The organism is Acidovorax sp. Q11, from assembly GCF_054950075.1.
In genome coordinates this window covers 141,949-166,648 of the sequence record NZ_JBUDZG010000007.1, presented here as the reverse complement: position 1 = coordinate 166,648, position 24,700 = coordinate 141,949, and the positions used below count along the sequence as shown (strand labels likewise).

Sequence of the window (24,700 nt, the reverse complement as noted above, 5' to 3'; positions counted from 1 at the left end):
GTGGGTGGTGGGGGCGCGGCAAGGTTGCGGTGCCGCTTCCGCTGGTGCCAACCAAGCGGGGTTCAGGCGAGCAGGTGGCCCAGTAGCCGCTGCAGCGCGTAGCGCAGCGTGGCGGCACGGATGGCGGCGCGGTCGCCTGGGAAGTGCTGCATCTCACTGTGGGTTTCGCCGCCCACGCACCAGGCAAACCATACGGTGCCCACGGGCTTGGCGTCGCTGCCGCCCGTGGGGCCGGCCACGCCGGTCACGGCCAGGCTGACGTGGGCCTGGGAGTGGGTCAGCGCCCCGTCGGCCATGGCGCGGGCCACGGCCTCGCTCACGGCGCCTTCCTGTTCGATGAGTGCGGCGGGCACGCCCAGCATCTCGGTCTTGGCGGCGTTGGAGTAGGTGACAAAGCCTCGCTCAAACCAGTCGCTCGCGCCCGCGAGGTCGGTGCAGGCCGCCGCGATCATGCCGCCCGTGCAGCTTTCGGCGGTGGCCAGCAGGTGCCGGTGTTTGATCAGCTCCAGAGAAATCTGGGTCAAATTGGCCTCTAGCGCGGATGTATCAAGCGCTAGTAGCTCTGCATTTGATAGCGTTACGGTTGTCATCAAAACCTCCACACTGCAATGACCAGCAGGGTACAGAAGGCTGCCACAAAGTCGTCCCACAAGATACCCCAGCCGCCGCGCCAGCCAAAGCCCTTGAACAGGCTGTCGGCCCAGCCCACGGGGCCGGGCTTGGCGGCGTCAAAAAAGCGGAACAGCGCAAAGGCCACAAACTGCCCCCAGAACCCCATGGGCATGGCCAGCCACAGCACCAGCCAGAAGGCCACCACCTCGTCCCACACGATGCTGCCCGGATCGGCCACGGCCATGTGGCGCGCCGTGGTGGTGCAGGCCCACCAGCCCACCACGGTGCTGGCGGCAATCAGCCAGCCCATGTGTTGCGGCGACAGCCACTGCTGCAGCACCAGGTAGGCCAGCCAGGCCCACAGCGTGCCCACAGTGCCGGGCGCTTTGCGCGACAGCCCCGCGCCAAAGCCCAGTGCGATGAAGTGGGCCGGGTGGCCCAGCAGGAAGGCCAGGGTGGGGCGGCGGGGGGCAGATGGGGCGTCTGAAGGCGAAAGTGGAGTCATGTCAGTGGTCGGCTGCGCCGCAGTCTATGCAACTGGCGCATGCAAGGCGAGTGCACCTGTGGAACTGGCTCTGCCAGGCCACGGGGTGCGTCCCTCTCCCGCGCAGCGAGAGAGGGGTGAAGGCGCGAAGCGCCCCAGGGGGTGTTTCATCTTCTTTCCAGCAGCTCGATGTCCTTGGGGTAGCGGACGGTGTGCTCTGCACTGAACTGCGCCGTGGCCCCTGCGGCCACAGGCTGCTGCCAGGCAATGGTGCCCGCAGAGCGGTTCCAGGCCAGGTCGGTGGGCGGCGGTTGGTAGCGCGACTCCACCTCGATCTTCTCGTTGCGCGACACCGGCGCTGCATGCAGCACCTGCAGCGTGATGCCGGTCTTGTGGCGGTTTTCCACGCTGTAGGCGCGGCGTGTCTTGCGTTCCACGCGCGAGCCGACAAAACCGCTGCTGCCCGTCACGTCCTGCTCGGGCTCGGCCCGCACCGTTACCAGCTCATCGCGGCCAAAAGACAGGCTGGTGCTGCCCGCCGGGGCGCCCGCGCTGGGCGCGCCAAAGTCGATGCGGCCATTGCCCACAAAAGCGCCGTCGCGGTACAGGCCTGCTGCGCCTGCCGGCCACACGCCGGGCGGCTGGGCAATCTGCGCGACCAGATAGGCCGCTTCTTCCACGGCCGGTGCCGTGCGCGTGAGCAATGTGGCGGGCGCCGTGTGGCTGCCCAGCGCCAGCGTCACCCGCTGGCCGCTCGATGGCACGGTGATGCGCTGGGGCACGGCGAACTCGGTGGCAAACCCTTTGTCGAGGGCGCTCACGTCAAACGTGGGCATGGCTTCCTCGGCGGCATTGCGGGACCTGGACAGCGGCGCCATGGCAGGCGCTGGCGCGGGCGCCATCGCCACGGCGGCTGCCTGTGCGCCCGCGCCTTGCGGTGGTGGCGCCACGTTCAGCCACCAGGGGCGCGGCAGCTGGCCCTGGGTGGCGCGCCCCGGCTGGCCGGTGGACAGTGTGAGTTGCACGCCGCTCCAGTCCTCGCCACTGTTCTGCGCCACCAGCGCCTGTCGCTCGATCAGCACCGTGGATTTGGCGGCGTCCAGCGTGGCGCGGTAGCTGGGTTGCCAGCCGGGGCCGCGCACCTGGTAGGACAGGCGCAGCTCGGCCTCGCGCTCGGCGGCCAGGTTGATGGTGACCGACACCACCCGCGCGCGCTGGCTGGCCACGCGGTCGCGTTCGGCCGCCAGGGGTTTGAGAGCCAGCTCCAGCATCTCCTGCTTGCGCCGGAGCTGGTGCGCGCGCGCAAAGCTGTCCTGGCCCGACTTGCGCAGCACCTCGGCAGTGGCGGTGATCTGTGCAGGCGTTGGCGTGGCGGCACGGGGGGCGGTGCTGGCAGGCGCCGCTGCCTCCGGGCCCGAGCCGATTTGGGCCACGCTGCGCAGATAGCCGTCCACCAACTGCAGGGCCGAAGCCTCGGCCTTTACCCCGGCAATCTGGTCCTCCAGCTCGCGGATGCGGCCGTCGAGCGGGCTCGCACAGCCCGCCGCCACATCGCGGTCCTCGGTGAGCACGTTGAACTCGCCCACGCGCACGGCGGGGTCGGCGTTGATCTGCAGGCTTTGCACATCCAGCGATGCTGGCAAGCAGGCCAGTGTGAGGCTGCGCGCGCCCGCAGCCACCTTGGCCACACGCTCCACCGTGGCGCTGCCGGGGTAGACGGTGACGCGGGCGATGCGGGAGGTGTCCTGGGCCAGGGCTGGCGAGGCTGCGTTGCACAGCAGGGCCATGCCGACCAGGCACAAGGGCCGCAGCAGGTGTGGGGGGCGCAAGTGCAAGGCTGTGGGGGAGTGGATCACGGGGCTCCTTGGGCGCGTTGGACAAAGGGACTGGGATGCTAGCAGCCGGGCGGTCTGCTGCTCGGGTTCACAACGCCCCTGGCACCTCCGCCGCCAGAAAGTCATACACCGCGCGAATCCGGCGGCTGGTGCGGATCTCACGGTGCACCGTGAGCCAGATGGGCAGCTCGGGCAGCGGCAGCTGCGGCAGCACGGCCACCACGTTGGCATCGGTGCGGGCCAGGTAGTTGCCCACAAAGCCGATGCCCAACCCTGCGCGCACCGCCTCCCAGTAGGCCATGAGGTCGTCGGTGCGAAACGCGAACTGCTCGCGCTCCACGGGGTAGCCCATGGCGGCAAAGCCTTGCACGATGTCCTCGTGCCGGTCGTTGCCCACCAGCTCGTGCTGCAGCAGGTCGGGCGGCTGCTGGGGCGTGCCCTTGCGGCGCAGGTAGTCGCGGTGGGCGTAGGCGCCCAGCGTGACCGCGCCGATGCGCTTGGCCACCAGGCTGGCCTGGTCGGGGCGCACCATGCGCAGGGCGATGTCGGCCTCGCGCCGCAGCAGGTTGGTGACCTGGTTGCTGGCCACCAGCTCCACCTGCACCTCGGGCAGCACCTGGCGCATGCGGGCTAGCACCGGGGGCAGCAGCACGCAGGCCACGGGCTGGCTGGCGGTGATGCGCACGGTGCCGCTCACGCCTGCCTCGGCGCCCGACACACTGCGTGCCAGCTGGTGTGCCCCGGCCTCCATGGCGCGGGCCGATTCGGCCAGTCGCAGCGCGGTGGCGGTGGGCAGCAGGCCACGTCCCGTGCGCTCGAACAGCACCGCACCCAGTTGCGACTCCAGCTCGGCAATGTGGCGGCCAATGGTGGGCTGGCTGGCGTTGAGAACGCGCGCCGCGCCCAGCAGGCTGCCCTGGTCCAGCGCTGCCAGGAAGGACTGCACCAGGCTCCAGTCAAAGGTGGGTTTCATGGCGATAGCGTGCCCGCAGCGGGAGGGTTTTAGGTATTCAAATCTGCATTGCAGGTATGAATGGTTAGGCAATTGTGTAACGGTGCGCACGTTTCCACAATCACTCCATCCCTTTCGAACGGAGTGCCCACATGACCTCTTTCCCCCTTCCCAACCCCCCAGCACACAGCCCCCGCACTGTGCTGATCCTGGGTGCACGGGGCCGCCTGGGCCTGGCCGCTGCGCGTGCATTTGCCCAGGCGGGCTGGCAGGTGCTGGCGCAGGTGCGGCCCCCTTCAGGTGGCGCGGGCAGAGCAGCCTTGCCCGCGATCCCCGGGGTGTGGTGGATGCCGGTGGCAGTCCATGAAACGGCCGCACTGGCCGCCCAGGCCCAGGGGGCGCAGGTGGTGGTGCACGCCCTCAACCCGCCCTATACCGACCAGGCCTGGCGCACGCAGGCCCCCGCGTTGATGGAGGCCGCCATCGCAGTCACCCGCCAGCTGCGCGCCACGCTGATGCTGCCGGGCAATGTCTACAACTTTGGCGAAGCGATGCACGCCGTGCTGCGCGAGGACACGCCCCAGGCTGCCACCGGCACCAAGGGCCGCCTGCGCGTGCAGATGGAGCAACGCCTGCAGGCCGCCACGCAGGACGGCAGCATGCGTGCCGTGGTGCTGCGTGCGGGCGATTTTTTTGGCGGCGGCGCGGGCGGCCTGCTCGACCAGGTCATCGCCAAGCGCCTGTCGCAGGGCCGCGTCACCCTGCCGGGCCCGGCCGACGTGGCCACGCCTTGGGCTTACCTGCCCGACCTGGCCCGCACCTTTGTGTGCGTGGCCGAGCAGCGCCAGCACCTGGCCGCGTTTGACACCCTGCACTTTGCCGGGCACCAGGCCACGGGCCGGCAATGGGTGCAGGCGCTGGCGGCGGTGGCAGCCACGCAGGGCTGGCTGCCGCCTGCCGGTGCGCTGCGTGTGGGCGCCACGCCCTGGCCGCTGCTGCAGCTGGTGGGGCTGCTGGTGCCCATGCTGCAGGCCGTGGCCTCCATGCGCTACCTGTGGCGCACCCCGCACCGGCTGGACAACACCCGCCTCACCGCGTTGATTGGCGACGAGCCGCACACCCCGTTCGACACCGCCGTGCACCGGGCGCTGACTGATCTGGGCTGGGCGCGTGCCGCATCTGCGCAAGTGGCCGCTGCCTGAGCCCTCCATCCACATCCCCTTGTCTATCCCCGGAGCACATCCATGAACCGACGCAACTTCATCCGCCTGGCCGGTGGTGGCACCATCGCCGCCGCCACCGTGGGCACGCTGGCCGCCTGCGGCGCGGTGGGCTCCCACTACCCCGCCGAAGCCGTGGAGGCCTGGCAAGGCCCCGTGGGCCACACCGAGGCGCGGCGCCGCGCCGTGGCCTACGCCATCACCGCCCCCAACCCGCACAACCTGCAGCCCTGGCTGGTGGACCTGCGCGAGGAGGGGGTGATCACCCTGCGCACCGACCGCGAGCGCGTGCTGCCCCACACCGACCCGCTGGGCCGCCAGATCCTGATAGGCCATGGCGCGTTTCTGGAGCTGCTGGTGATGGCGCTGGCCCAGCAGGGCGTGGCCAGCCAGGTGCAGCTGTGGCCGCAGGGCGAGCTGCCCCCGGCGCTGAGGGACTGGGACGACCGCCCCGTGGCGCGCATCACTCTTGAGCCCGGCGGCCAGCCCGACCCGCTGTTCGCCCAGGTGCTGCAGCGCCGCACGCCCAAGACCGACTTCGACACCACCCGCCCTGTGGCGCCCGAACAGCTGGCCCGCCTGCTGGCAAGCGCCCCCGCAACCCCGCAGCCCCGGTTGCACATCGGCGGCACCGTCGCTGCCGAGCAGTTGCCTGCACTGCGCACGTTGTGCTGGGAGGCTGCCCAGGTCGAGCTGCTCACGCCCCGCACCATGATGGAAAGCATCCATCTCACCCGCGTGGGCCCGGCCGAGATCCTGCAGCATCGCGATGGCATCTCCATCAACACCCCGTTTGTGCGCGCCGTGACCGCCTTGGGCATGTTCGACCGCACCCAGCCCCCGGCCGAAGGCAGCGCTGCCTACAAAAGCGCCATGGGCCGCTTCGAAGGCCACAGCCGCACGGCCATGGGCTTTGTGTGGATCACCGGCCCCAACACCCGCAGCGACCAGATCCAGGCCGGGCGCGCCTATGTGCGCCTGCAGCTGCAGGCCACGGCCCTGGGTGTGGGCATGCATCCCATGAGCCAGGCAGTGCAGGAGTTTGCCGAGATGGCGCCGCACTACGAGTGTGTGCACCAGCTGGTGCTGGGGCGGCCCGCGCCGCGTACGCCCCAGGAGCCCACTGTGCAGATGTTCTGCCGCATGGGCTACCCGCAGGGCGAGGTGCCTGCCACGCCGCGCCGGCCTCTCGCGCGTTTTGTGCAGACTTGATTGCGGGGAGGTCGGCACCCGCGCAGCGGGCTGATGCAGATCAACCTCCGGCCACAAGCTGCCACGCTTTGCCGCCCCTTCACACTCCGTTCAGGTGGCGTTCATCGCGGGTTTCTATATTTGCTGCATTGCAACAAATAGTTGGGGCTGGTGATGTGGAAGAAGGTTTTGGGAGGCTCTCTGGCGCTGGCATTCACAGCGTGGCTGCTGGCACTGTGGGTGCCCCAGCCTGCGCCGGCCGCATGGGGCGATGTCTGGTGGTGGCGCAACCAGCTGATCCTGCTTACCGGGGTGGGGGCCTGGGCGCTGATGTCGCTGATCATGGTGCTGGCCGTGCGGCCCGCGTGGCTGGAAAAACCGCTGGACGGCCTGGACAAGAGCTACCGCCTGCACAAGTGGGCGGGCATTGGCGCGATTGTGCTGGGGTTGGCGCACTACGGGCTGCAGCTCTCGCGCAGCCTGCTGGCCGCCTGGGTGGGCCGCCCGGTGCGCACGCCGCGCGCAGACTGGTGGCTCAACACCTTCCGCCACCTGGCCGAGGAGATGGGGGAGTGGGCCGTGTGGTTCCTCGCGGCCATGCTGGTCATCACGCTGTGGCAGCGGTTCCCGTACCACGTCTGGCGCTACCTGCACAAGCTGCTGGCCGTGGTGTATCTGGTGCTGGCCTTCCATGCCGTGATGCTCACGCCGCCCGCCTGGTGGGCGCAGCCAGCGGGCGTGCTGGTGGGCCTGTGCTCGCTGATGGGGGTGTTGTGTGCCGTGCGCTCGCTGGCCGGGGCCATCGGGCGCAGCCGCCGCCATGCGGCCCGCGTGGTCAGCGTGTTGCCACAAGGGGCCAGCGTGCTGGAGGTGAGCTGCCAGGTCAGCCCTGGCAGCGCCTGGCGGCACACGGCGGGGCAGTTTGCGTTTGTCGCGTTTGGCAAGGCTGAGGGCGCGCACCCTTTCACCCTGCTCAACGCCGACCAAGGCGACGGCACGCTGCGCTTTGCAATCAAGGCGCTGGGCGACCACACGGGGCGATTGCCGTTGCAACTGCAGCCGGGCCAGCGGGTGGACATCGAGGGGCCGTATGGCTGCTTTGACTTCCGCAGCGACAGTGCGCGCGAGCAGGTGTGGGTGGCTGCCGGCATCGGCGCCACACCGTTCATGGCCTGGCTCGAATCCCTGCAGTCCACACCTGCGCTGGCACCCCGGGTGCACCTGCACTACTGCGTGCGCCATGCGGCCGAGGCGGTGTTTGCCGACCGCATGGCCGCGCTGTGCGCGTGTTTGCCCAGCGTGACGCTGGAGATTCACTACAGCGACAACGCCGGGCCCGTGACACCGGCAGCGTTGCTGGCAGGCACGAGCCCGGCGGCGAGTGTGTGGTTCTGCGGGCCGCAGGGTTTTGCCGAGGCAGTGCGCCATGGCATGGAGCAGTTGGGGCGCCCGTCTGCGCGCTTTCACCAGGAGCTGTTCCAGATGCGCTGAGGCGGGTTCTCCGCGCTGCAACGCTACGTGGTGCCGGTGCGGTCCGTGGGCACCAGGTACTCCCGCACCAGCGCCCGCGCGCGGTGCAGGCGGCTCTTGGCCGCCTCGCGCGTCACGCCCAGGCGTTCGCTCATCTCCTCAATCGTCAGCTCCTCGAAGTCGCGCAGCAGCAGCGCCTCGCGGTAGAGGGGCGGCAGCGAGTCGATGGCCAGGGCCAGGTCATGGCGCAGTTCGTGGTCGGGGCGGTGCGACCAGGCCAGGTTGTCTTCGACCTGCGCCAGCGGCTCGCCCCGGAGCCAGGCCAGCATGGGCCGCATGCACAGCCGCTGCACGATGCGTACCACCCAGCCGCCAAACGCCGCCACCTCGCGCAGCGCGCCCACGCGGCGGTACACGATGATGAGTGCCTCCTGCACCACGTCGTCCGTCGCGGTGGTGGCCGCGCAGTGGCGCAGGGCATAGCGGCGGATGTCGGGGCGCGTCAGGCGCAGCAGCTGTTCCATCGCCACGGCGTCGCCGCTGCGCGCGGCGGGCAGCAGTTGGGCGAGTGTGGATCCTGGACTGGGGAGGCTCATCTTTTCAGTTCTCCACAGCGCATGGCGCCACCCGCAGCCTGCGAAACTGGCGCCGCCCATGCGCGGGCAGCCGCGCAAGGGCCGCCCCGCCGCGCTGGCTGCGTCCCCCTGCCCACGCGCAGCGTGAGAGCGGGGGGAAGGCGCGAAGCGACTCAGGGGGGTGTTTTTTCATTTCACGGGCTTGCGGCCCACCATGGCGCAGGCGGGGCAGTAGCCGAAGGCCCCGCTCAGGATGCTGCCAACGCCCGAGGCGGCCAGCGCCAGGCCCAGGGGCGAAGCGGCCAGCCACCACAGGCCGGCGGCGATGAGGGCGACCCCGCCGACAACGCGCAGCAGGCTTTCGGGGCGGGTGATGTTCTTGCGGTACAGCATGGTGAAAAGCTCCTTGGTGGGGGGATGAAGGTGCCAGCACAGGGCGCCGCCCCTACCAAGAGCGACGGGTTTCGCAAAAGGATTCATGGTTCGCGAAAAAAAGTCGCTGCCCGTCACTGCTGCCCATCAGCGGAAATGGTCGAACGAGGCATAGCGGTGCTCCACCGCCTGCCCCTGAGCATCCACCAGCTGCAGGCCGGGCTCGGCCAGCACCGTGCCGATGCGGGTGACGGGCGTGCCGCTGGCCTGCGAAGCGGCAGCCACGGCATCGCGCCGGGCCGGGGGCGCGGTGAAAGCCAGCTCGTAGTCATCACCGCCCGCCAGGGTGCATTGGCGGACAAATTCAAGGCCAAAATGGCCGTTTCCGCCCGATAGGTAAGCCTTTTCAGCTATCAAATTGGAAGTAATGTGGGTGTCGATGTGCGCACCCACGCCCGACGCTTTGAGGATGTGCGACAGGTCACCCAGCAGGCCATCGGAGAGGTCCATGGCGCTGCTGGTAATGCCGCGCAGGGCCTGGCCCAGGGCCACGCGGGGGGTGGGGCGCTCCAGCCGCTGGCGCGCGCGGGCCAGCACCTCGGCGGGCAGGGCGGTGTGGCCCAGCAGCGCCTCCAGCGCCAGCCGGGCATCGCCCAGCGTGCCGCTCACATAGAGGTCGTCACCAGGCCGTGCGCCGCTGCGCAGCAGGGCCATGCCGGTGGGCACTTCGCCAAACACGGTGATGCAGAGGTTGAGCGGGCCCTGTGTGGTGTCGCCGCCCACCAGCTCGCAGCCGTGGGCATCAGCCAGCGCCAGCAGCCCGCGCGAGAAGCCCGCCAGCCAGGCTTCATCCACCCGGGGCAACGACAAGGCCAGGGTGAACGCGAGCGGGCGCGCGCCACAGGCCGCCAGGTCCGACAGGTTCACGGCCAGCGCCTTGTGGCCCAGGGCTTCGGGGTCCACATCGGCGAAGAAGTGGCGGCCCTCCACCAGCATGTCGCTGGAGACGGCCAGCTGCATGCCGGGTGCGGGCGCCAGCAGCGCGCAGTCGTCGCCCACGCCCAGGGCGGCGCGGCGCACGGGGCGGGTGAAGTAGCGGGCAATCAGGTCGAACTCACCCATGGCAGTGTTCGGCAATCAAATGGGGAAAACGGAGCATCAAAGGCATCAGGCACGGCTTTCTTGCGGAGAAAACCACTGCGCCCAGTGGTCGATGCAGGCCTGGACCTTGGGCAGCCGGTGCCTGCGGGTGAGGGTGATGGCGTGGATGGGGCTGGGCTGCAGGTCCACGAACGCAGCCAAAACGGGCGCGAGCTGGCCCTGGCGCACGAGGGGATCGGCCACCACCGTCGCCAGGCGCGCAATGCCCAGGCCCTGCAGCGCCAAACGCGCGGTGATGGCCGTGCTGCCTGAGCGCCAGTGGCCGTCAGCCACCCGCACCTGGGGCTCGCCGTCGATCAGGAAGGGCCAGTGGTTCAGGAAGGCCACGGCGCTGTTGGTGATGAGCCGGTGCTGGCGCAGTTCGTCAGGGTGCTGGGGCATGCCATGGGCCTGCAGGTAGCCGGGTGTGGCATACAGCGCGCGGGCCAGCGTGCCCAGCGGGCGTGCCACCACGGTGTCGGTCAGCGGCGGGCCGGTGCGGATGGCGATATCGATGCCACCCTGCACCATGTCGGCCATGCGGTCGTCCACCAGCAGCTCCACGCGCAGTTGTGGGTGCTTGTGTTGCAGGCTCTCGAAGCTGGGAATCAGCAGGTGCTCGGCCACCACCGAGCTGCAGGCCACGCGCACCCAGCCGCTGGGCTGGCCACTTTGCTGGGCGAACTCGCCTTCCAGCTCGTCAAGCGTGCCGGTAATGCGGCGGCAGTAGTCCAGAAAGGTCAGCCCTTCGGCCGTGAGCGTGAGTCCATGCGTGCTGCGGTGGACCAGCCGCGCACCACAGGATTGTTCGATGCGCGCCAGCGTGCGCGAGACCTGGCTCGCGGGCACGTCGCGCTCGCGCGCCACGGCCGACAGCGAGCCCAGATCGGCCACGCGGGCGAACAGGTGCATGTCTTCAAAGCGGATATCGCGCATCGGGCAATGGTAACGGCGGGGCTTTGCAATCCGTGCAAAGCCGTCTTGCACCACGGGCCGTTTCCGCCGCGCCCTGCGCTGCCTACAGTGGCTCCATCCAGAAAGGAATGCCATGGACCCCCACCTGCACCCCGACGACTACCAGCGCCTGCGTGACGCAGCCAAGCGCCATGCCATGCAGTTGCGCCAGGAGGCGATTCGCGAAGCCCATGCCTGGGTGGCGCAGTGGCTCCTGCAAATGACCCGACGGGTTTTTCACTCCCTGCGGGCCCGGTCCGCACCCACAACCCCATTGACTCCGAAGGCCCCGACACCATGCCAACCCTCGTTCTGAAACTGGCTCCGCTGCAAAACCCCGAGCGCTACCGGCAGCTCGCCAGCGCGCTCACCGACCTCACGGTTCAGCTACTCGGCAAACGCCGCGAGGTGACGGCCGTGGTCATCGACGACCTGCCCAGCGCCCGCTGGCATATCGGTGGTGCGCCCGTGGCGCAGCCCACGGCCTTGCTGGAGATCAGCATCACGCAGGGCACGAACACGCAGGAAGAGAAGGCCGCCTTCATCCAGGCCGCGTTTGCCGAGCTGCAGCGCCAGCTGGCCGGTGACGGCACGCTGGCTCCGGCCAGCTACGTGGTGGTGCGGGAACTGCCCGCCAGCGACTGGGGCTATGGCGGCCGCACGCAGCAGGCACGAAAGCTGGCGCTGGCGGCATGACGCTCATACCGGTACGCGTTCAAAAATCCATGACGCTGCGCGCCACCCGCAGCTGATGAAACCGGCGCGGCCCGAGCCAGCGCCCCCGTGCAAGGGCAGCCCCGCCGCACCGGGGGCGTCCCCCTCCCGCCTTGCGCAGCAAGGCGAGAGAGGGGGAAGGCGCGGAGCGACTCAGGGGGCGTTTCACTTCAGGCAGGCGCGCCGCGAAAACGCTGCGCCGCCTGGCGGCTAACCTCGGCCAGCAACTGCTCTTCGCTCTGGCGCTGGCGCAGCCAGCGTGCGTCGTTCTGGCTGGCTTCGACTTCCGTGCGCAGCATGTGCATGGCGCTGGATGCCCCTTGCATGGCGGCGTGGCTGGCGATCTTGTCCATCGTCTTGAGGATGTGTTCGCGCAGCGGCATGTGGTCGCCCGTGGCCGGGTCCACATACACCGCGTCCATTCCAAAGCGGCAAGCCTGGAAGCGGTTGTAGGTGTAGACGAGGTAGTCGTCCTCCTCGGGCATGAAGGGCTGGTCGGCCAGGAACCAGGCGCCCAGCGACTGCACGTAGCCTGCAAGGGCTGCTGCGCGTTCGATGGTGAGCGGCGTGTCGAACACGCGGATCTCGATGGTGCCGAACTCGGGCTTGGGGCGGATGTCCCAGTAGAAGTCCTTCATGCTCTTCACCACCCCGGTGCGCGTCATCTTGTCGAAGTAGGCCTCGAAATCCGTCCAGGTGAGCGCCATGGGCGCGCGGCCTGACAGTGGAAACGCGAACACCGAATTGAGCCGCGCCGAATCGAACGCCGTGTCCTGCCCCTGCACGTAGGGGCTGGAGGCAGACAGCGCGATGAAGTGCGGTATGTAGCGCGACATGCGGTGCAGCATCAAGAGCGCGGCATCCGCGTCGGGGCAGCCAATGTGCACATGCTGGCCGAAGATGGTGAACTGCTTGGACAGGTAGCCATACAGCTCCGACAGCTCGCGGAAGCGCGGCTTGTCGTAGATGCGGCGCTCGTGCCATTGCTGGAAGGGGTGCGTGCCGCCGCCCACCACGGCGATGTTGAGCTTGTCGGCGCTTTTTACCAGCGCATCGCGGATCGGCGTGAGCTGGCCCAGCACCTCGCTGGCCGAGTGGCAGATGCCGGTGGAGATTTCGATCATGCTGTTTGTCATCTCGGGCACCACGCTGCCGGGCAGCGGGGTCTTCTTCATGAGGCGCAGCATGTCCTCGGCGTAGGGCGCGAGGTCGTAGTCGTTGGTGTTGACGAGCTGCAGCTCCAGCTCCACGCCCAGCGTCAGCGGTTCGGAATGGTTGAAGGCTTCAAGACTCACGGTGGTTGTCTCCATGGTTGGCGCGGGTCAGCGGCGCCCAGGGTTTCGAGCTTTCGCCCGCACGGTAGATGGCCAGGGTGGCGATGACCGCGCCAAACACTTCCATCAGCAAAATGGCGGGCAACGCCACCCCGGCAATCACATGGCCGGTGGAGGGCGACGCCAGCACGAACTGCGAGGCGATCAGCAGGGCGATGGAGGACATGGGCGTCATCGCGCAGCCCACCCACAGCGCCTGCTTCCAGCTCGCGCCGCTGCCCACGTTGCCCAGCGCCACACCGGTGGCCTTGGCCAGCAGGCGCACGGCAATCAGAGCCAGCACCACGCCCGCCACGGGGGCGCTCCAGTCGGCCTGCGCGGCCACGGTGGAGACCAGCACAAACATCAGCATGGTGAGCAGCGACGACGCATTGCCCAGCTGGCGCGGCCAGGCCCAGGGGCGGGGGTTGAGCTGCTTGAGCAACATGCCCGCCAGCAGCGCTGCCAGGGGTGCGGAGCCGCCCATGTGCGCAGCCACGGCCGTGCCTGCGGCGACCAGGGCCAGGAACAGCATGGAGGTGTTTTCGCTCGTGGGGCTCATGAAACGCAGCGCCATGCGCAGCACCAGCGACAGCACAGCCGCCACCACAATCGACACCCCCAGCACCACCACCACGGGCGAGACGGTTTCGAGCACGGTGAGGCTCTGGCGGTTGATGAGTTCGGCCTTGGCACTGCCCAGCGTGAGCGCATACAGCGTGGACAACGTGGTGAGCACGATGGCGCGTTCTGTCACCGGGCCGGCGGCGCGCGTGTCGGCCACCACGCGGGTGAGCACGGCGGGCGACGCGGCCAGCGCCACCAGCGCCAGCGGCCCGGCCACCTGGGTGGGCAGTTGCAGCCACACCAGCACCCAGTACACGGCAAAGTAGGTCAGCACCGATTCGGCAATGCTCTGCACCAGCACCATGGGGTTGTGGCGGAACCAGCGCAGAGGTATGCGCCCGCCACATTCAAACAGCACGATGGCCACACCCAGCTCCAGCAGGAACAGACCGATGCCCTGCAGCGGCCACACGGCGCCGCTGAAGCCCGCCAGGCCCGCCGCCGTGCCCACCAGCGAGTAACCGACCACCTTGGGCAGGCCGGTGTGGCGCTGCGTCAGGTAGCCCGCCATGGCGGCCACTGCCAGCAGCAGCGACCATTGCACCGTGGGCAGCCCGGCCGAGGGGCGCAGCCACTGCGCCCAAAAGCTCAGGATTTCATTCATGTCATGGGACCTCTGCGTCAGACGGGCAACGGGTGCCCGGTGGTGTGAAGGGCAGGCACACAAGCCCTCCGCCAATGGGAGGGGGTGCGCTGGGGGTAGGCCCCCGAATTTACAGGCGGAAACACATCGCCCATGTAGGACAGGGGCGGTGGTTGCTGCAGTCGGCCTGCCGCTATGCCGCGACCGTGGATGCGCTGCGCTCGGGTTTGAAGAAGCTCAGTGGCGATGTGCGCAGGCGTGCGCGAATGGCCGCGTAGATGTGCGAACGGTCCACGCCGCTCACGTTCTGGGCGCGCAGTGCCAGACGGAAGGCCAGGTAGAAGCTCACCGACACATTCAAGGCGCCAAGGAACGGCAGCGAGGCCACGGCCCACCAGAATGCGGGCATGTGCAGCACCTGCAGGCCCAGCGTGGCGCTGGCGGCCGCAATCTGGCCCGTGGACAGCGTGACGTGGCGCACGTTCAGCCCCAGCCCGAAGAATGCGGCAAAGACGGGGACCAGGCCCAGCATGAAACCGAGCGAGATGTTGGCCGCAAACCCCGAGAGGTTTTCGCGCAGGAACCGGGCCCAGCGCGCGGCGCGCTCGGCCCCCAGCAGCCGCGTGATGCGCGGGTTGTAGTGCATGGCCGAGTCCAGGCGGTGCAGCACGAACCAGTTCTCCGTCCAGCCCGCGATGATGCTCGACGCAAACAGCAACACCCCGGTGAAGGCTGCAAAAAACAGCGAAGGCCCGAGCAGGTGCAGGGACTCGAACACATGTTCGGCCTGCTTCTCGTTGATGGCCGGGGCGCCGGTGGCCAGCGCAATCGCCGTTGCCAGCACCAGCACGGCGGGGAACACCACCAGTACATTGCCCAGCACGGCCGCCACTTGCGAGCGCACCAGGTGCGTGATCTCGTCCACAAAGGACTCGATGGCGTCGCCCGTGCCCAGCTCCTTGAGCTTGGCTGCCATGGCGGGCGCTGTCATGGCCGGTTGTTTGGTGGCCACGGTGAAGTGCAGGAGCTGGATCAGCACAAAGCTCACGGCGTAGTTGATGCCCGCCATGAACCCGCCCCAGAACGCCGACAGCGCCAGGGCATAGAGGCCGAACTTGGCCATCGTGGTGAAGGCCATCAAGGCACCGCCGCCCGCCGCCTTCCTGAGCATGGAACGGTATTCGGCGCTAGTGCGGGTGATGTAGTGTTCGCCGGTTTCGGCGCTGCGTTCGGCCACCTTGGCGGCCAGGAGTGACGAGTTGGCGGCAAACAGCGCGCGCAGGCTGCGCCGTTCCTGCCCCACCATCACCAGGTGCGCCATGAGGCGCGCGGCGGTGACCGCCGGTTTGGGCGACAGCAGGCAGTCCAGCAGCTCGCGCACACGCAGGATGCGCTCGCGCAGCTGCCGCAGGCGGAATACCAGTCCCACCGAGATGCCGTTCTGTTCAAAGTGGGCGTACACGGTCGCCGCTGCCGCGCGGCAGGCCTCCAGCCGCTCGCGCAGGCGCTGGGCACATTCGTTGAGGCGGTCTGGCGTGCGCAGCGCGTGCAGCACTTCCACGCGCAGGCTTTCCACATCGCGGATGAGCGCATGGAACGGCTGGCCCTCGCGTGCGGCTTCGCTCATGCGCAGCCGCAGCTCGGGGGCAAAACCGGTCGAGAGGATCTGGCCTGCGCAGTAGGTGATGGCATCGAGCAAGGCCCGGTGCCAGAGCGTGGCCCCCCCCGTGGGGCCCTCGGCATCGGCGGGCGCCAGCAGCCCGACCAGGCGGTTGAGCTGGGTTTCGTCCAGTGCGGCCAGCCACTGGGCATCAAAGGCGCTGGGCAGCGCCAGCATGAACAGCTCGGACGCATCGATGGTCTCAGGGCTGCCCGGCAGCAGCTTGGTGCGCAGCCGCTCGGCCACCTCGCTGACCAGGGCCGTGCGGGGGGCAAAGCCAAAGTCGGCCAGCAAGGTGGTGATGTCCACTTGGTCTACCAGCGTGGACCACCAGGCCTGCAGCCGCTGCTGGGTGTCGGGCCGGGCCGCCACCGTGTCGAGGAACAGCTGCACCCGCTCCAGCGACGCGGGCACCGAGTTGCGCTGGCCGCGCACCCAGTCCAGCAGATTGATGAGCCACAGGTGGCGGTGGGCCAGGTCGGCTGCGGGGTCCAGCGCTGCGAGCAGGCTGGCCAGGTCTTTGGGGGCTGCGCCTATTTTCATCGCCGGGCCGCCCCAAGATGAAAAGCGGCCCCCTCGGGGGGCAGCGACCACACGGAGTGGGGCGCGTGGGGGTAATAGTTTTTCAATGGAGCACCCGTCCGCTCAGAGGGTTGCCTGAAGGGCCGTGGCCCAGCGCTTCCAGCACAAACAGGGGCACCGGGGTGTTGAAGGGCGCACCATCTTCGGCCACGCAGTGGAAGGTGCCATGCATGGTGCCGCTGCCGGTGCGCAGCCGGCAGCCGCTGGTGTACTGGAACGACTCGCCGGGTTTGAGCAGGGGCTGTTGCCCCACCACCCCCAGGCCCTTGACCTCTTCGGTGTGCCCCCGGGCGTCGCTGATGATCCAGTGTCGGGAGATCAGCTGCGCAGGCTCTTCCCCGGAATTGGTGATGGTGATGGTGTAGGCGAAGCTGAACACCCCGGAGTCCGGCGCGGACTGCTCGGGCAGGTATTCGGGCAGCACTTCCACGTCAAACTGGTGCTTTGGCATGGGGCGAATGGTAACGCTGCAAGCCCGTTTTCAGGGGGCATGCAGCCGCCAAAACCCCCACTCTTTCTGCGCTTTGCGACAATCGGGAGATGAGCCGCACCTTCCAAATCGCCCCCTCGATCCTCTCTGCCGACTTTGCCCGCCTGGGCGAAGAAGTGCGCAACGTCATTGCCGCTGGCGCCGACTGGATCCACTTCGACGTGATGGACAACCATTACGTGCCCAATCTCACTTTCGGCCCCATGGTGTGCCAGGCCCTCAAGCCGCATGCCAAAACGCCTGCGGGCGTGGCCGTACCGATCGACGTGCACCTGATGATCCAGCCGGTGGACGCCTTGGCCGCCGCATTTGCCGACGCGGGTGCGGACTACATCAGCTTCCACCCCGATGCCTCGGGCCATGTGCACCGCAGCATCCAGGCCATCCGCTCCAAGGGCGTGAAGCCCGGCCTGGTGTTCAACCCGGCCGAACCGCTGGATGTGCTGGACTGGGTGATCGACGACATCGACCTCATCCTCATCATGAGCGTGAACCCTGGCTTTGGCGGCCAGAGCTTCATCGACTCGGCCCTGCGCAAGATCGAAGCCGTGCGCAAGCGCATTGATGCCTCGGGCAAGGACATCCGCCTGGAGGTGGACGGCGGCATCAAGGCTGACAACATCCGCCGTGTGGCCGATGCGGGTGCCGACACCTTTGTGGCGGGCAGCGCGATTTTTGGCAAGCCCGATTACAAGGGCGTGATCGACGCCATGCGCGTGCAGCTGGCTGCATAAGGGGCGCTTGATGGCGGGCGGGGTGGCCCACCACGGCTGGTGGGGCTACCCCAGCCGTTGAAACGTCAGCACAAACGCCACGCCACCCTCGGTGTTGCGTGCATTGATGGTGCCGCCCATCTTGGCCATGTAGGTCTTGGCCACAAACAGCCCCTGGCCCCGATGCTCGCCCTCGCCCAGCGGGGTGGGGCTCTCGGGGTCTGATACACCCAATTCAAAAATCCGCTCCAACAAGTCTTCGGCAATGGTCGAGCCTTGGTTGTGCAGCGTGGCGCTGGCCGTGGATTCCGACGCGGTGAGCGTCAGACTGATGGGGCTGCCTGTGGGTCGATAGCGGTCGGCATTGCGAAAAATGTGGGTCACCACGTCTTCGAGCGCAAACTCGTCGGCCCGCACGATGACCGGGCCTGCGTTGCTTGAACCCGGGGCATACACCACATCCAGGATGCCCGCAAAGTGGGCGTTGTCGGCCACGTTGCGCAGGAATGCATCCAGGTCCAGCCGCCCCTCGGGCACATTGGCGGCCTGCAGCGCCTCGGCGGGCGATGCCGTGCCATACAGCACATGGATGGCCTGCTGCATGCGCTGCACATAGCGGTGGCCGGGGTCTTGCGGGCCGTTCAGAGCCATCAGCGACTGCAGGGGCGACATGATCTCGTGCCCCACGGCGTGCCACATGTCGCGCTCTTGCTGGGCGCGCAGTTGCTCGCGCTGCAGGTCGTCCTTCACGCGCTGCAGCAGGTCGGCCAGGCCCCCGGCCAGAATGCCCAGCTCGTCCGAGCCGCGCAGGTCCGACACGTCCATGTCGCCCAGCCGGGGCCCGGTGTGGCCGGGCTGCACGTTGTACGACACAGCGGCGGCGCGGCGGGTGAGGGCCGTCACGCGGCGGATCAGGCCCACCTCCACCACCAGCCAGGCCAGCGCAATGGCGCCCAGCATGGCGCCCAGGTACCAGGACAGGCGCGTGGCCACAGCGGCCAGGCCTTGTTCCACGCCGCGCAGGTGACCGGTGAAATTCACCACGTAGTTGCCCGTGGGCGTGTCCAGAATGTCCAGGGCAGTGGGCGCGGCGGGCGTGGCTGCTGCCGGGCCCACGCCTGCGGCCTCCAGCGGCAGCCAGCGGATCAGGCGCAGCAGCCAGGGCGCGGACGGCTCGGCCTGTACCTCAATGCCCTTGAGGGTGATGGCGCTGGCTTCGTCGCTGCCCATTTTGCGGATCTGCACACGCTCACCCGGCAGCAGGCTGCGCGAGAGGTCGCCCAGCGATGCGGCCAGCTGTGCGCCGGGTGCGTCGCTGTCGAACAAGGGCTTGGTGTCATCGCCTGGTGCCAGCATCTCCACCCGCACCCGCATCTGTCCCAAGTCTTCCGGCGGCCAGACCAAGCGCTCGTCCTTGCGAAACAGCGCCTCGCGGAACAGTTCGACCGGCAGGCGGATGGAGTAGTGGGTGCGGCGCAGGCAGTCAGTGGTGGTGGCCTCGCCAGCGGGCGAGCTGGCCGATGGGGGCGGCAGGTCGCGGCACTGGCCGTTTTGCCACAGCCAGCCGCGAAAGTCGCGCACCGGCCGCGCGCGGGCGTCGAGCTGCGGCGTGCCGTTGTCCACAAACCCCGTCAGGCGCCCGCGCACGGCCGCGCTGCCCTGTGGGGGCATGGCCTCGTACGGCGCAATCCAGCGGTAGGTGGTGCCCCGCATGTCCAGGCTGATGCGCGCACGGTGTGCTTCGGCGGGCACCAATGCGCCGCGCTCGCGGGGTATCAGCTCGCCCGCGTAAAAGCTGCCCACCAGGTAAATGAAGCCGCCCGCATAGGGGTTGTTGCCAATCGCCGCGCAAACCGAGGCCCCATCGGGGTACTGCACCGAGCAGCCCGCCATCTCCACGGCCTGTTGCGATTTTTGGGGGTCGTCAAAGTCGATGGCGGCGTAGGGCAGCAGCAGCGGCGCCAGCGGCGTCACGCCCTGGCCGAGGTGGCTGGCATTGAGCAGCGCCAACTGGCCCGAGGGGTGGCGCAGCCGTGCCATGACCTCGGCCTGGCTGCGCACAAAACCGTGCTGGTAGGCCTGCCAGGCGCGCTCCTTTTCGTCCTTGAGCACCACCACGCTCAGCGCCACCGTGGCCAGGGCCAGCAGCACGAACACCCCGCGCACCAGAATGCGCAGGCGGAACGCGGGCAGGCCCAGGCGGGGCATCTCCAGACGGGAGATTTCGAGCGCTGGGCGTAGCAGGCGCTTCATTTGCCGACCCAGCGGAAGCCGCGCATGGGCACGTTTTCTATTCCCTCAAATCCAGGATCGACTTCACGCAGCGCCTCGCGAATGGTGCTCACATGCTTGCGCACGTTGTCGCGGTTGCGGCCGCTTTTCACCACCTCGAACAGTTCGTCATACGACACCACCTCGCCACTGCGCTGGTGAAGCGTGGCCAGAATGCGCTGGGCCGTGAGCGGCAGGTTGATGCGCTCGCCGCGCCAGGTGGGGGTGCGCTGCCACAGCGGGTCCAGCACCAGCGCATCACCCACGGGGGCGGGGGGCGCGCTGGCTGGGGCCTGGGCCTGTGTAGTACGCAGGATGTCGAGAAAGGTCTCGATGAAGTCGGCCTCTTCGAACGTGGTTTTCTGCAGGTAGTCCCACGCGTCCAGGGCCTTCATGATGCTGCGGTAGATGGCCGCAGGCATGGCAGACACCACCAGCACCGGCGTGCCCTGGCGCAGCTTGTTGATGGCGTTGATGAGGGCCACGCCTGCATGGCGCTCGCGGCCCAGTTCGATGTCCAGCACCACCGCGTCGTAGTGCTCGCGGGCTAGCGCGGCCTCGGCCTCGTCGCGGGTGAACCACTGGTCGATGATGATGCCGCTCTTGGCGCTGCGTATCCACCCGGCCAACTGGTTGCTGGTGGGCAGGTCGTCTTCGATCACGGCAATGCGGGTCATGGGCTGGCGGGGCAGTAGTGGGGTGGGCGGATTATCCCGGCGCCCCGTTCTGGGCGGTGTGAGTTTTTCTTCCGGGGCCGGAAGGTTCGTGCGGGCGGTGTGAGCGCATTGGGGGCTGCACTGCGTTGTTGCTTCCGGGGTGGATCCGAACAATCGGTCCTCAATGAGCAAGCCACAGCGGCGGCTCAGAAACGACAACAACACCGAACCAACCTGAGAGAGAAACACCATGAAAGCCACCTGGAACCGCATCGTGCAGACCCTGAAGGGCCGTCGCTCTAGCTCCTTGCCCGAAGCCGGTACAGAACCCGTGCTGGATGCTGATCTGCAAGACATCACACCCACGGCGGAACCCGCTTCGGCAGCCCCCTTGAATTGGGCCTACCTGCTGCCCACCGCCCGCACCGTGCGCTGGCTGACCGCTGGCGCGGTGGTGGCCGCCGCAGGCTTGATGGTGTACCGCAACCCCCCGGTGCAACACCTGGCGCAAGGCGACCTGGGTTTGCGCCTGAACCAGTTCACCGGTGCCGTGAGCCTGTGGCGTGATGGCAGCGTGTGGGTGGTGCCCGGCCTGCACACGGTGCGGGTGTTCTCCCTGCGCGACCAGAGCTACCGCCCTGAAGCCATGCGCCAGGCCACGGGCAGCGCGCCGCTGCAGTCGGTAGAGGGCCTGTCGCTGGGGCTGGACCTGAGCGTGCGTTACGCACTGGACCCCAACTCGCCCGCCGTCAAGGCCGGCAACCTGCCCGACAACGTGGGCGTCGACATCGTGGAGCCCGCCGTGCAAGGCCTGGTCTACAAGGTGTTTGCCCGCTACACGGTGCGTGAAATCTTCTCGTCCAAGCGCGCCGAGATTGCGCAGATCATCGAAACCGAACTGCGCGCCCGCCTGGCGGCCGATGGCGTGACGCTGCGCAGCCTGCAGATCGGCAAGGTGGACCTGCCCGCCGAGTACCGCCGGGGCATGGACAGCCTGCTGGCCGAAGAGTTGGCGTCCGAAAAAATGCGCTACACGCTGGAGCTGAAAGACAAGCGCGTGCGTGAAACCGAACTGGACGCCAACGCCGACAAGGTGCGCCGCGAAGTGGCCGCCGAAGCCGCTGCGCGTGAGCAAGTCATCGCCGCCAAGGCCCAGGAAGAAGCCATGAAGCATGTGCTGCCCTTCAAGCAGCGGCAGATTGAGCAGCGCCAGCTCGAAGCTGAAGCCGAACGTGTGGCCCGCGTCAAAGCCGCTGAAGGCAGTGCCCAGGCCCGCCGCATCGAAGCCAACGGCGAGGCCGACGCCCGCCAGAAGCTGGCCGAGGCCGAGGCCTACCGCATGGACCGCGTGGGCAAGGTCAACGCCGAGCAAATGGCCCGCGAAGGCGCACTGGTGACCAAACACCCCCTGCTCATTCAGAAGACGCTGGCTGACAAGCTCTCGGACAAGATCCAGGTCATCATCGCGCCCCCGCCTACCAACGGCGACTTCATCGGTGCTGCGCTGCTGGGCGGCAACCGCAACGCCCAGGCCGGTGCAGCCCAGGCTGCGGCCGTGGCCGACGACGCCACCACCACCCAAGCCGTGGAGCAGTGAACATGAACGCCACCTTCGCAACTTTGTTGGCAGCCGTGGCCAGCGCTGCAGTGACCGTGGCGGCCGAGGCCGCCCCCCAGCCATCGCCCAGCGCCCAGGGCAGCGCCATCGTGGTGCAAGACCAGGCCAACCTGCGCGCTGCCCCCCGTGACGGAGCCCAGCAGCAGGCCAGCCTGTGGCAGGGCGAAGTGCTCGAAGTGCGCGGCGAGCGCCTCGACTATTTGCAGGTGTGGGACCACAAGCGCGAGCGCGGTGGTTTCATCCGCGCCAGCGATGTGCGCCGCGTGGCCATGACCGAGGCAGAAGGCCCCGCGCTGCTGGCTGTGATGCGCTTTGTGCAGGACACTCCGGGCGCCGAAGCGCTGGGCATTGGCCTCACCGCTGCCTACCTGCAGGCCGCGCCCGCCAAGGCGCTGGCTGGCATGGAGGGTGCGCAGGCCTTCGATGCACTGGGCACCTTTGCCGATCGGCTGGCCCGCCGCGCCTCGGTGGCCGTGCCGGGCAAGGCCTCGGGCGCCACGCTATCGGCCCACCTGGATGTGGCCAATGGCTATGGCGTGCGCTTTGCCACCTACGAGGTCGAAGGCCGCATGCAGGTCTGCTACGAGGGCGAGGCGTTTCGCCGCCTGCTGGCCATGCCGGTGGCCGATGCCGAGCAGCGCGCCCGCGCCGCCCTGGCGCTGACCCGCCCTGAGTGCATCAACCCCGACCTGCCTGCACACGAGCGTGCCAAGGTCATCACCTGGCAGGCCGAGGTGCTGGAGCGCGTGGACGTGGCCAATTTGCCCGGCTACCTGCGCAACCGCGTGCAAATGCGCCGCGCCAGCGTGTGGGGCGCCGCCGCCTTTCAGCAGGCGCGCAAGAACGCAACCGACCCGGCGGTGGCCGCTACCGCCGCACGCGCCCTGACGGAACTCAGCGGCGTGAGCAAGGCCGAGCTGCCCGACGAAGACCAGAGCGTCTACAACGACGCTGCCATGCGCGTGAGTGCTGTACGTTGGGCCTTGGTGCCTGCTGCGGCCCTGGTGGCGGCTGCGGGCAATCGCCCCACATTGCTGACCGAGCCCGGCGCCCCCGGCGAAACCTGCGTGTTGCTGGTGGACGAGCAGCACAGCGCCAAGGCCCCACTGCTGCGCCGCTGCACTTACGGCGTGGTGTGGGCCGCATCGGCCAACACCAACCGCGAGGGCACGGCCGTGGCCCTGGCGGTGCAACCCATGGAAGGCTGGCGCGAGCTGTGGGTGCTGCGCAAAACGGAAGGCGGCTGGCTGGCCGATGTGCTGCCGCCCGCCGCCGCGACGCCCGAAACCGGCGTGGCCGAGTGGGCGGGCTGGGTGCCCGGTGGCCAGCAAATGCTGGTGGCCCGCGAGGCCCGGGGCCAGGGCCGCTACCGCAAAAGTTTTGAGGTGGTGCGACTGGAGGGCCTGACCACCGAGCGCGTGACAGGCGATGTGGCAGCGCTGCCTTTGTTCCAGCGCTGGCAAGACCCGGCCTGGAAGCGGCAGACGCTGAGCCTGCGGTAGATGTGGGCTCGCGGAATAATCCGCTCATCCCCATCCACCACAAGGCACACCATGATCCTCGTTACCGGCCATGCCATCGCCCGAAAGGAAACCGAAGCCGCCGTTGAGCGCCTCGCTGTAGAGCATGTTCTGCGTTCCCGCGCGGAGCCGGGATGCGTGTCCCACGACGTGAGCCGCGATGTGCTGCAGCCGCTGCGTTTCGTGTTTGTGGAGCGCTGGAGCGACATGGCGGCCCTGCAGGCCCACTTCCGGTTGGAGGCTTCGCGGAAGTTTGCGCACGCCATCACAGAACTCTGCGAAGCCAGCCCGCAGATGACCATCTACCAGGCCGAAGCCCTTCACACAGGTTGACGAGGCCGGTGGCCGTGTGTGCCACCACCGGCCCCGGGGGCATTGGCGCCCTTACCATGCACGGCATTCCAAACTTCTTCCTTGGCCGTTGTGAACTTCATTCCGCTCCCCCCGTCCTGCGTGGACGCTGCGATCATCGACCTGGACGGCACCATGGTGGACACGCTGGGCGACTTCAGCGAAGCGCTCAACCGCATGCTGCAGGACCTGGGCCTGCCGCCCATCGATGCTGGCTCGATCGAGTCCATGGTGGGCAAAGGCTCCGAACATTTGCTGCGTTCAGTGCTAAAACATGTGCTTCCGCGCGATGGTATTGATGATGTTGCTATCAAAATTGAATCGCTTTATCCCTCGGCCTGGGCCAGCTACCAGCGCCACTACCTCGCGATCAATGGCCAGTTTGCCGGGGTGTACGACGGCGTGGAGGCCGGGCTGCAAGCGCTGCACGCCCGGGGGCTGCGCCTTGCCTGCCTGACCAACAAACCCACCAGTTTTGCGCTGCCTTTGCTGGAGCTGAAGGGGCTCGCCGGGTACTTTGAACACGTGTTTGGCGGCGATGCGTTCGAGCGTAAGAAGCCCGATCCGCTGCCGCTTCTCAAGACCTGCGAGGCATTGGGCACCAGCCCAGCACGCACGCTGATGGTGGGCGACTCCAGCAACGATGCGCAGGCCGCGCGGGCGGCAGGCTGCCCTGTGGTGCTGGTCACCTATGGCTACAACCATGGCCAGCCGGTGCGGGCCGTGGATGCCGATGGGTTTGTGGACACGCTGGCGCAGCTGGCCTGAGCGCGCCTTTTCTGTCCTCTTTTTTCCTT

The 24,700-nt window shown here is 68.3% G+C and carries 24 protein-coding genes; 10 read left to right on the top strand and 14 right to left on the bottom strand.

Translation table 11 applies throughout. The annotated features are described in order from the left end of the window. Positions 1-62: 62 nt before the first annotated feature. The 4 genes from ACYZGB_RS08795 to ACYZGB_RS08780 all read right to left on the bottom strand — a co-directional run bounded on the left by ACYZGB_RS08795 (position 63) and on the right by ACYZGB_RS08780 (position 3,904). A complete protein-coding gene (locus ACYZGB_RS08795; RefSeq protein WP_462387861.1) occupies positions 63-590 on the bottom strand; it encodes a CinA family protein in 528 nt (175 codons plus the stop codon). After that, a complete protein-coding gene (locus ACYZGB_RS08790) occupies positions 590-1,117 on the bottom strand; it encodes a phosphatidylglycerophosphatase A family protein (protein ID WP_462387860.1) in 528 nt (175 codons plus the stop codon). The genes ACYZGB_RS08795 and ACYZGB_RS08790 overlap by 1 nt, the downstream gene beginning before the upstream one ends. Positions 1,118-1,263: 146 nt before the next feature. Continuing rightward, positions 1,264-2,883 carry a DUF4139 domain-containing protein gene (locus ACYZGB_RS08785; protein ID WP_462387898.1) on the bottom strand — a complete coding sequence of 540 codons (1,620 nt, stop codon included), beginning with the start codon at positions 2,881-2,883 and terminating at the stop codon, positions 1,264-1,266. Positions 2,884-3,019: 136 nt separating this feature from the next. Further along, on the bottom strand, positions 3,020-3,904 hold the full coding sequence (locus ACYZGB_RS08780) for a LysR family transcriptional regulator (protein ID WP_462387859.1): 885 nt from the start codon (positions 3,902-3,904) through the stop codon (positions 3,020-3,022). 131 nt (positions 3,905-4,035) lie between these two features. Here ACYZGB_RS08780 and ACYZGB_RS08775 point away from each other — a divergent pair, with 131 nt between their 5' ends. The 3 genes from ACYZGB_RS08775 to ACYZGB_RS08765 all read left to right on the top strand — a co-directional run bounded on the left by ACYZGB_RS08775 (position 4,036) and on the right by ACYZGB_RS08765 (position 7,785). After that, positions 4,036-5,085 carry an NAD-dependent epimerase/dehydratase family protein gene (locus tag ACYZGB_RS08775; RefSeq protein WP_462387858.1) on the top strand — a complete coding sequence of 350 codons (1,050 nt, stop codon included), beginning with the start codon at positions 4,036-4,038 and terminating at the stop codon, positions 5,083-5,085. A gap of 42 nt (positions 5,086-5,127) precedes the next feature. Next, entirely contained in the window at positions 5,128-6,315 is a 1,188-nt protein-coding gene (locus ACYZGB_RS08770; RefSeq protein ID WP_462387856.1) for an Acg family FMN-binding oxidoreductase, read from the top strand. Positions 6,316-6,468: 153 nt separating this feature from the next. Continuing rightward, on the top strand, positions 6,469-7,785 hold the full coding sequence (locus ACYZGB_RS08765; RefSeq protein WP_462387855.1) for a ferredoxin reductase family protein: 1,317 nt from the start codon (positions 6,469-6,471) through the stop codon (positions 7,783-7,785). Positions 7,786-7,808: 23 nt separating this feature from the next. On the opposite strand, the gene ACYZGB_RS08760 is transcribed toward ACYZGB_RS08765, so the two are convergent. The 4 genes from ACYZGB_RS08760 to ACYZGB_RS08745 form a co-directional block, all read right to left on the bottom strand. Then, on the bottom strand, positions 7,809-8,360 hold the full coding sequence (locus ACYZGB_RS08760; protein WP_462387854.1) for an RNA polymerase sigma factor: 552 nt from the start codon (positions 8,358-8,360) through the stop codon (positions 7,809-7,811). Between the two features lie 168 nt (positions 8,361-8,528). After that, complete coding sequence (locus ACYZGB_RS08755) at positions 8,529-8,732, bottom strand: YgaP family membrane protein (RefSeq protein WP_462387853.1); 204 nt, start codon at positions 8,730-8,732, stop codon at positions 8,529-8,531. Between the two features lie 126 nt (positions 8,733-8,858). Next, positions 8,859-9,833, bottom strand: a complete 975-nt coding sequence (gene thiL, locus ACYZGB_RS08750) for a thiamine-phosphate kinase (protein ID WP_462387852.1) — start codon at positions 9,831-9,833, stop codon at positions 8,859-8,861. 45 nt (positions 9,834-9,878) lie between these two features. Continuing rightward, a complete protein-coding gene (locus ACYZGB_RS08745; RefSeq protein ID WP_462387851.1) occupies positions 9,879-10,787 on the bottom strand; it encodes a LysR family transcriptional regulator in 909 nt (302 codons plus the stop codon). Between the two features lie 112 nt (positions 10,788-10,899). Here ACYZGB_RS08745 and ACYZGB_RS08740 point away from each other — a divergent pair, with 112 nt between their 5' ends. Together ACYZGB_RS08740 and ACYZGB_RS08735 are read left to right on the top strand one after the other, a co-directional pair. Further along, positions 10,900-11,121, top strand: coding sequence for a hypothetical protein (locus tag ACYZGB_RS08740; RefSeq protein ID WP_462387849.1), 222 nt, complete (start codon positions 10,900-10,902; stop codon positions 11,119-11,121). After that, positions 11,103-11,501, top strand: a complete 399-nt coding sequence (locus ACYZGB_RS08735; RefSeq protein ID WP_462387848.1) for a tautomerase family protein — start codon at positions 11,103-11,105, stop codon at positions 11,499-11,501. Before ACYZGB_RS08740 ends, ACYZGB_RS08735 begins: the two co-directional genes overlap by 19 nt. Positions 11,502-11,689: 188 nt before the next feature. Here the strand turns inward: ACYZGB_RS08735 and ACYZGB_RS08730 are convergent, their stop codons facing one another. The 4 genes from ACYZGB_RS08730 to apaG all read right to left on the bottom strand — a co-directional run bounded on the left by ACYZGB_RS08730 (position 11,690) and on the right by apaG (position 16,735). Next, positions 11,690-12,814, bottom strand: coding sequence for a YbdK family carboxylate-amine ligase (locus tag ACYZGB_RS08730; RefSeq protein WP_094290392.1), 1,125 nt, complete (start codon positions 12,812-12,814; stop codon positions 11,690-11,692). Further along, complete coding sequence (locus ACYZGB_RS08725; protein WP_462387847.1) at positions 12,804-14,063, bottom strand: cation:proton antiporter; 1,260 nt, start codon at positions 14,061-14,063, stop codon at positions 12,804-12,806. Before ACYZGB_RS08725 ends, ACYZGB_RS08730 begins: the two co-directional genes overlap by 11 nt. 172 nt (positions 14,064-14,235) lie before the next feature. Continuing rightward, positions 14,236-16,245, bottom strand: a complete 2,010-nt coding sequence (locus ACYZGB_RS08720; protein WP_462387846.1) for a site-specific recombinase — start codon at positions 16,243-16,245, stop codon at positions 14,236-14,238. A gap of 82 nt (positions 16,246-16,327) precedes the next feature. Next, a complete protein-coding gene (apaG, locus tag ACYZGB_RS08715; protein WP_462387845.1) occupies positions 16,328-16,735 on the bottom strand; it encodes a Co2+/Mg2+ efflux protein ApaG in 408 nt (135 codons plus the stop codon). Positions 16,736-16,824: 89 nt separating this feature from the next. Here apaG and rpe point away from each other — a divergent pair, with 89 nt between their 5' ends. Next, the gene (gene rpe, locus ACYZGB_RS08710; protein ID WP_063462344.1) at positions 16,825-17,508 is read left to right on the top strand and encodes a ribulose-phosphate 3-epimerase; all 684 of its coding nucleotides are present in this window, start codon (positions 16,825-16,827) and stop codon (positions 17,506-17,508) included. A gap of 45 nt (positions 17,509-17,553) precedes the next feature. Here rpe and ACYZGB_RS08705 read toward each other — a convergent pair whose 3' ends face one another. After that, entirely contained in the window at positions 17,554-19,740 is a 2,187-nt protein-coding gene (locus ACYZGB_RS08705; protein ID WP_462387844.1) for a sensor histidine kinase, read from the bottom strand. Further along, the gene (locus tag ACYZGB_RS08700; protein ID WP_462387843.1) at positions 19,737-20,435 is read right to left on the bottom strand and encodes a response regulator transcription factor; all 699 of its coding nucleotides are present in this window, start codon (positions 20,433-20,435) and stop codon (positions 19,737-19,739) included. Before ACYZGB_RS08700 ends, ACYZGB_RS08705 begins: the two co-directional genes overlap by 4 nt. Before the next feature lie 229 nt (positions 20,436-20,664). Between ACYZGB_RS08700 and ACYZGB_RS08695 the strand changes: the two genes are divergently transcribed. The 4 genes from ACYZGB_RS08695 (at position 20,665) to gph (ending at position 24,671) form a co-directional block, all read left to right on the top strand. Continuing rightward, positions 20,665-22,011 carry an SPFH domain-containing protein gene (locus tag ACYZGB_RS08695; protein WP_462387842.1) on the top strand — a complete coding sequence of 449 codons (1,347 nt, stop codon included), beginning with the start codon at positions 20,665-20,667 and terminating at the stop codon, positions 22,009-22,011. A 2-nt stretch (positions 22,012-22,013) separates the two neighbouring features. Further along, positions 22,014-23,534 (top strand): SH3 domain-containing protein, encoded by a 1,521-nt coding sequence (locus ACYZGB_RS08690; protein WP_462387841.1) that lies wholly within the window; start codon positions 22,014-22,016, stop codon positions 23,532-23,534. Positions 23,535-23,585: 51 nt separating this feature from the next. Beyond that, positions 23,586-23,885, top strand: coding sequence for a putative quinol monooxygenase (locus ACYZGB_RS08685; RefSeq protein WP_462387840.1), 300 nt, complete (start codon positions 23,586-23,588; stop codon positions 23,883-23,885). Positions 23,886-23,966: 81 nt separating this feature from the next. Then, a complete protein-coding gene (gph, locus tag ACYZGB_RS08680) occupies positions 23,967-24,671 on the top strand; it encodes a phosphoglycolate phosphatase (RefSeq protein WP_462387839.1) in 705 nt (234 codons plus the stop codon). The last annotated feature ends 29 nt before the right edge of the window (positions 24,672-24,700 follow it).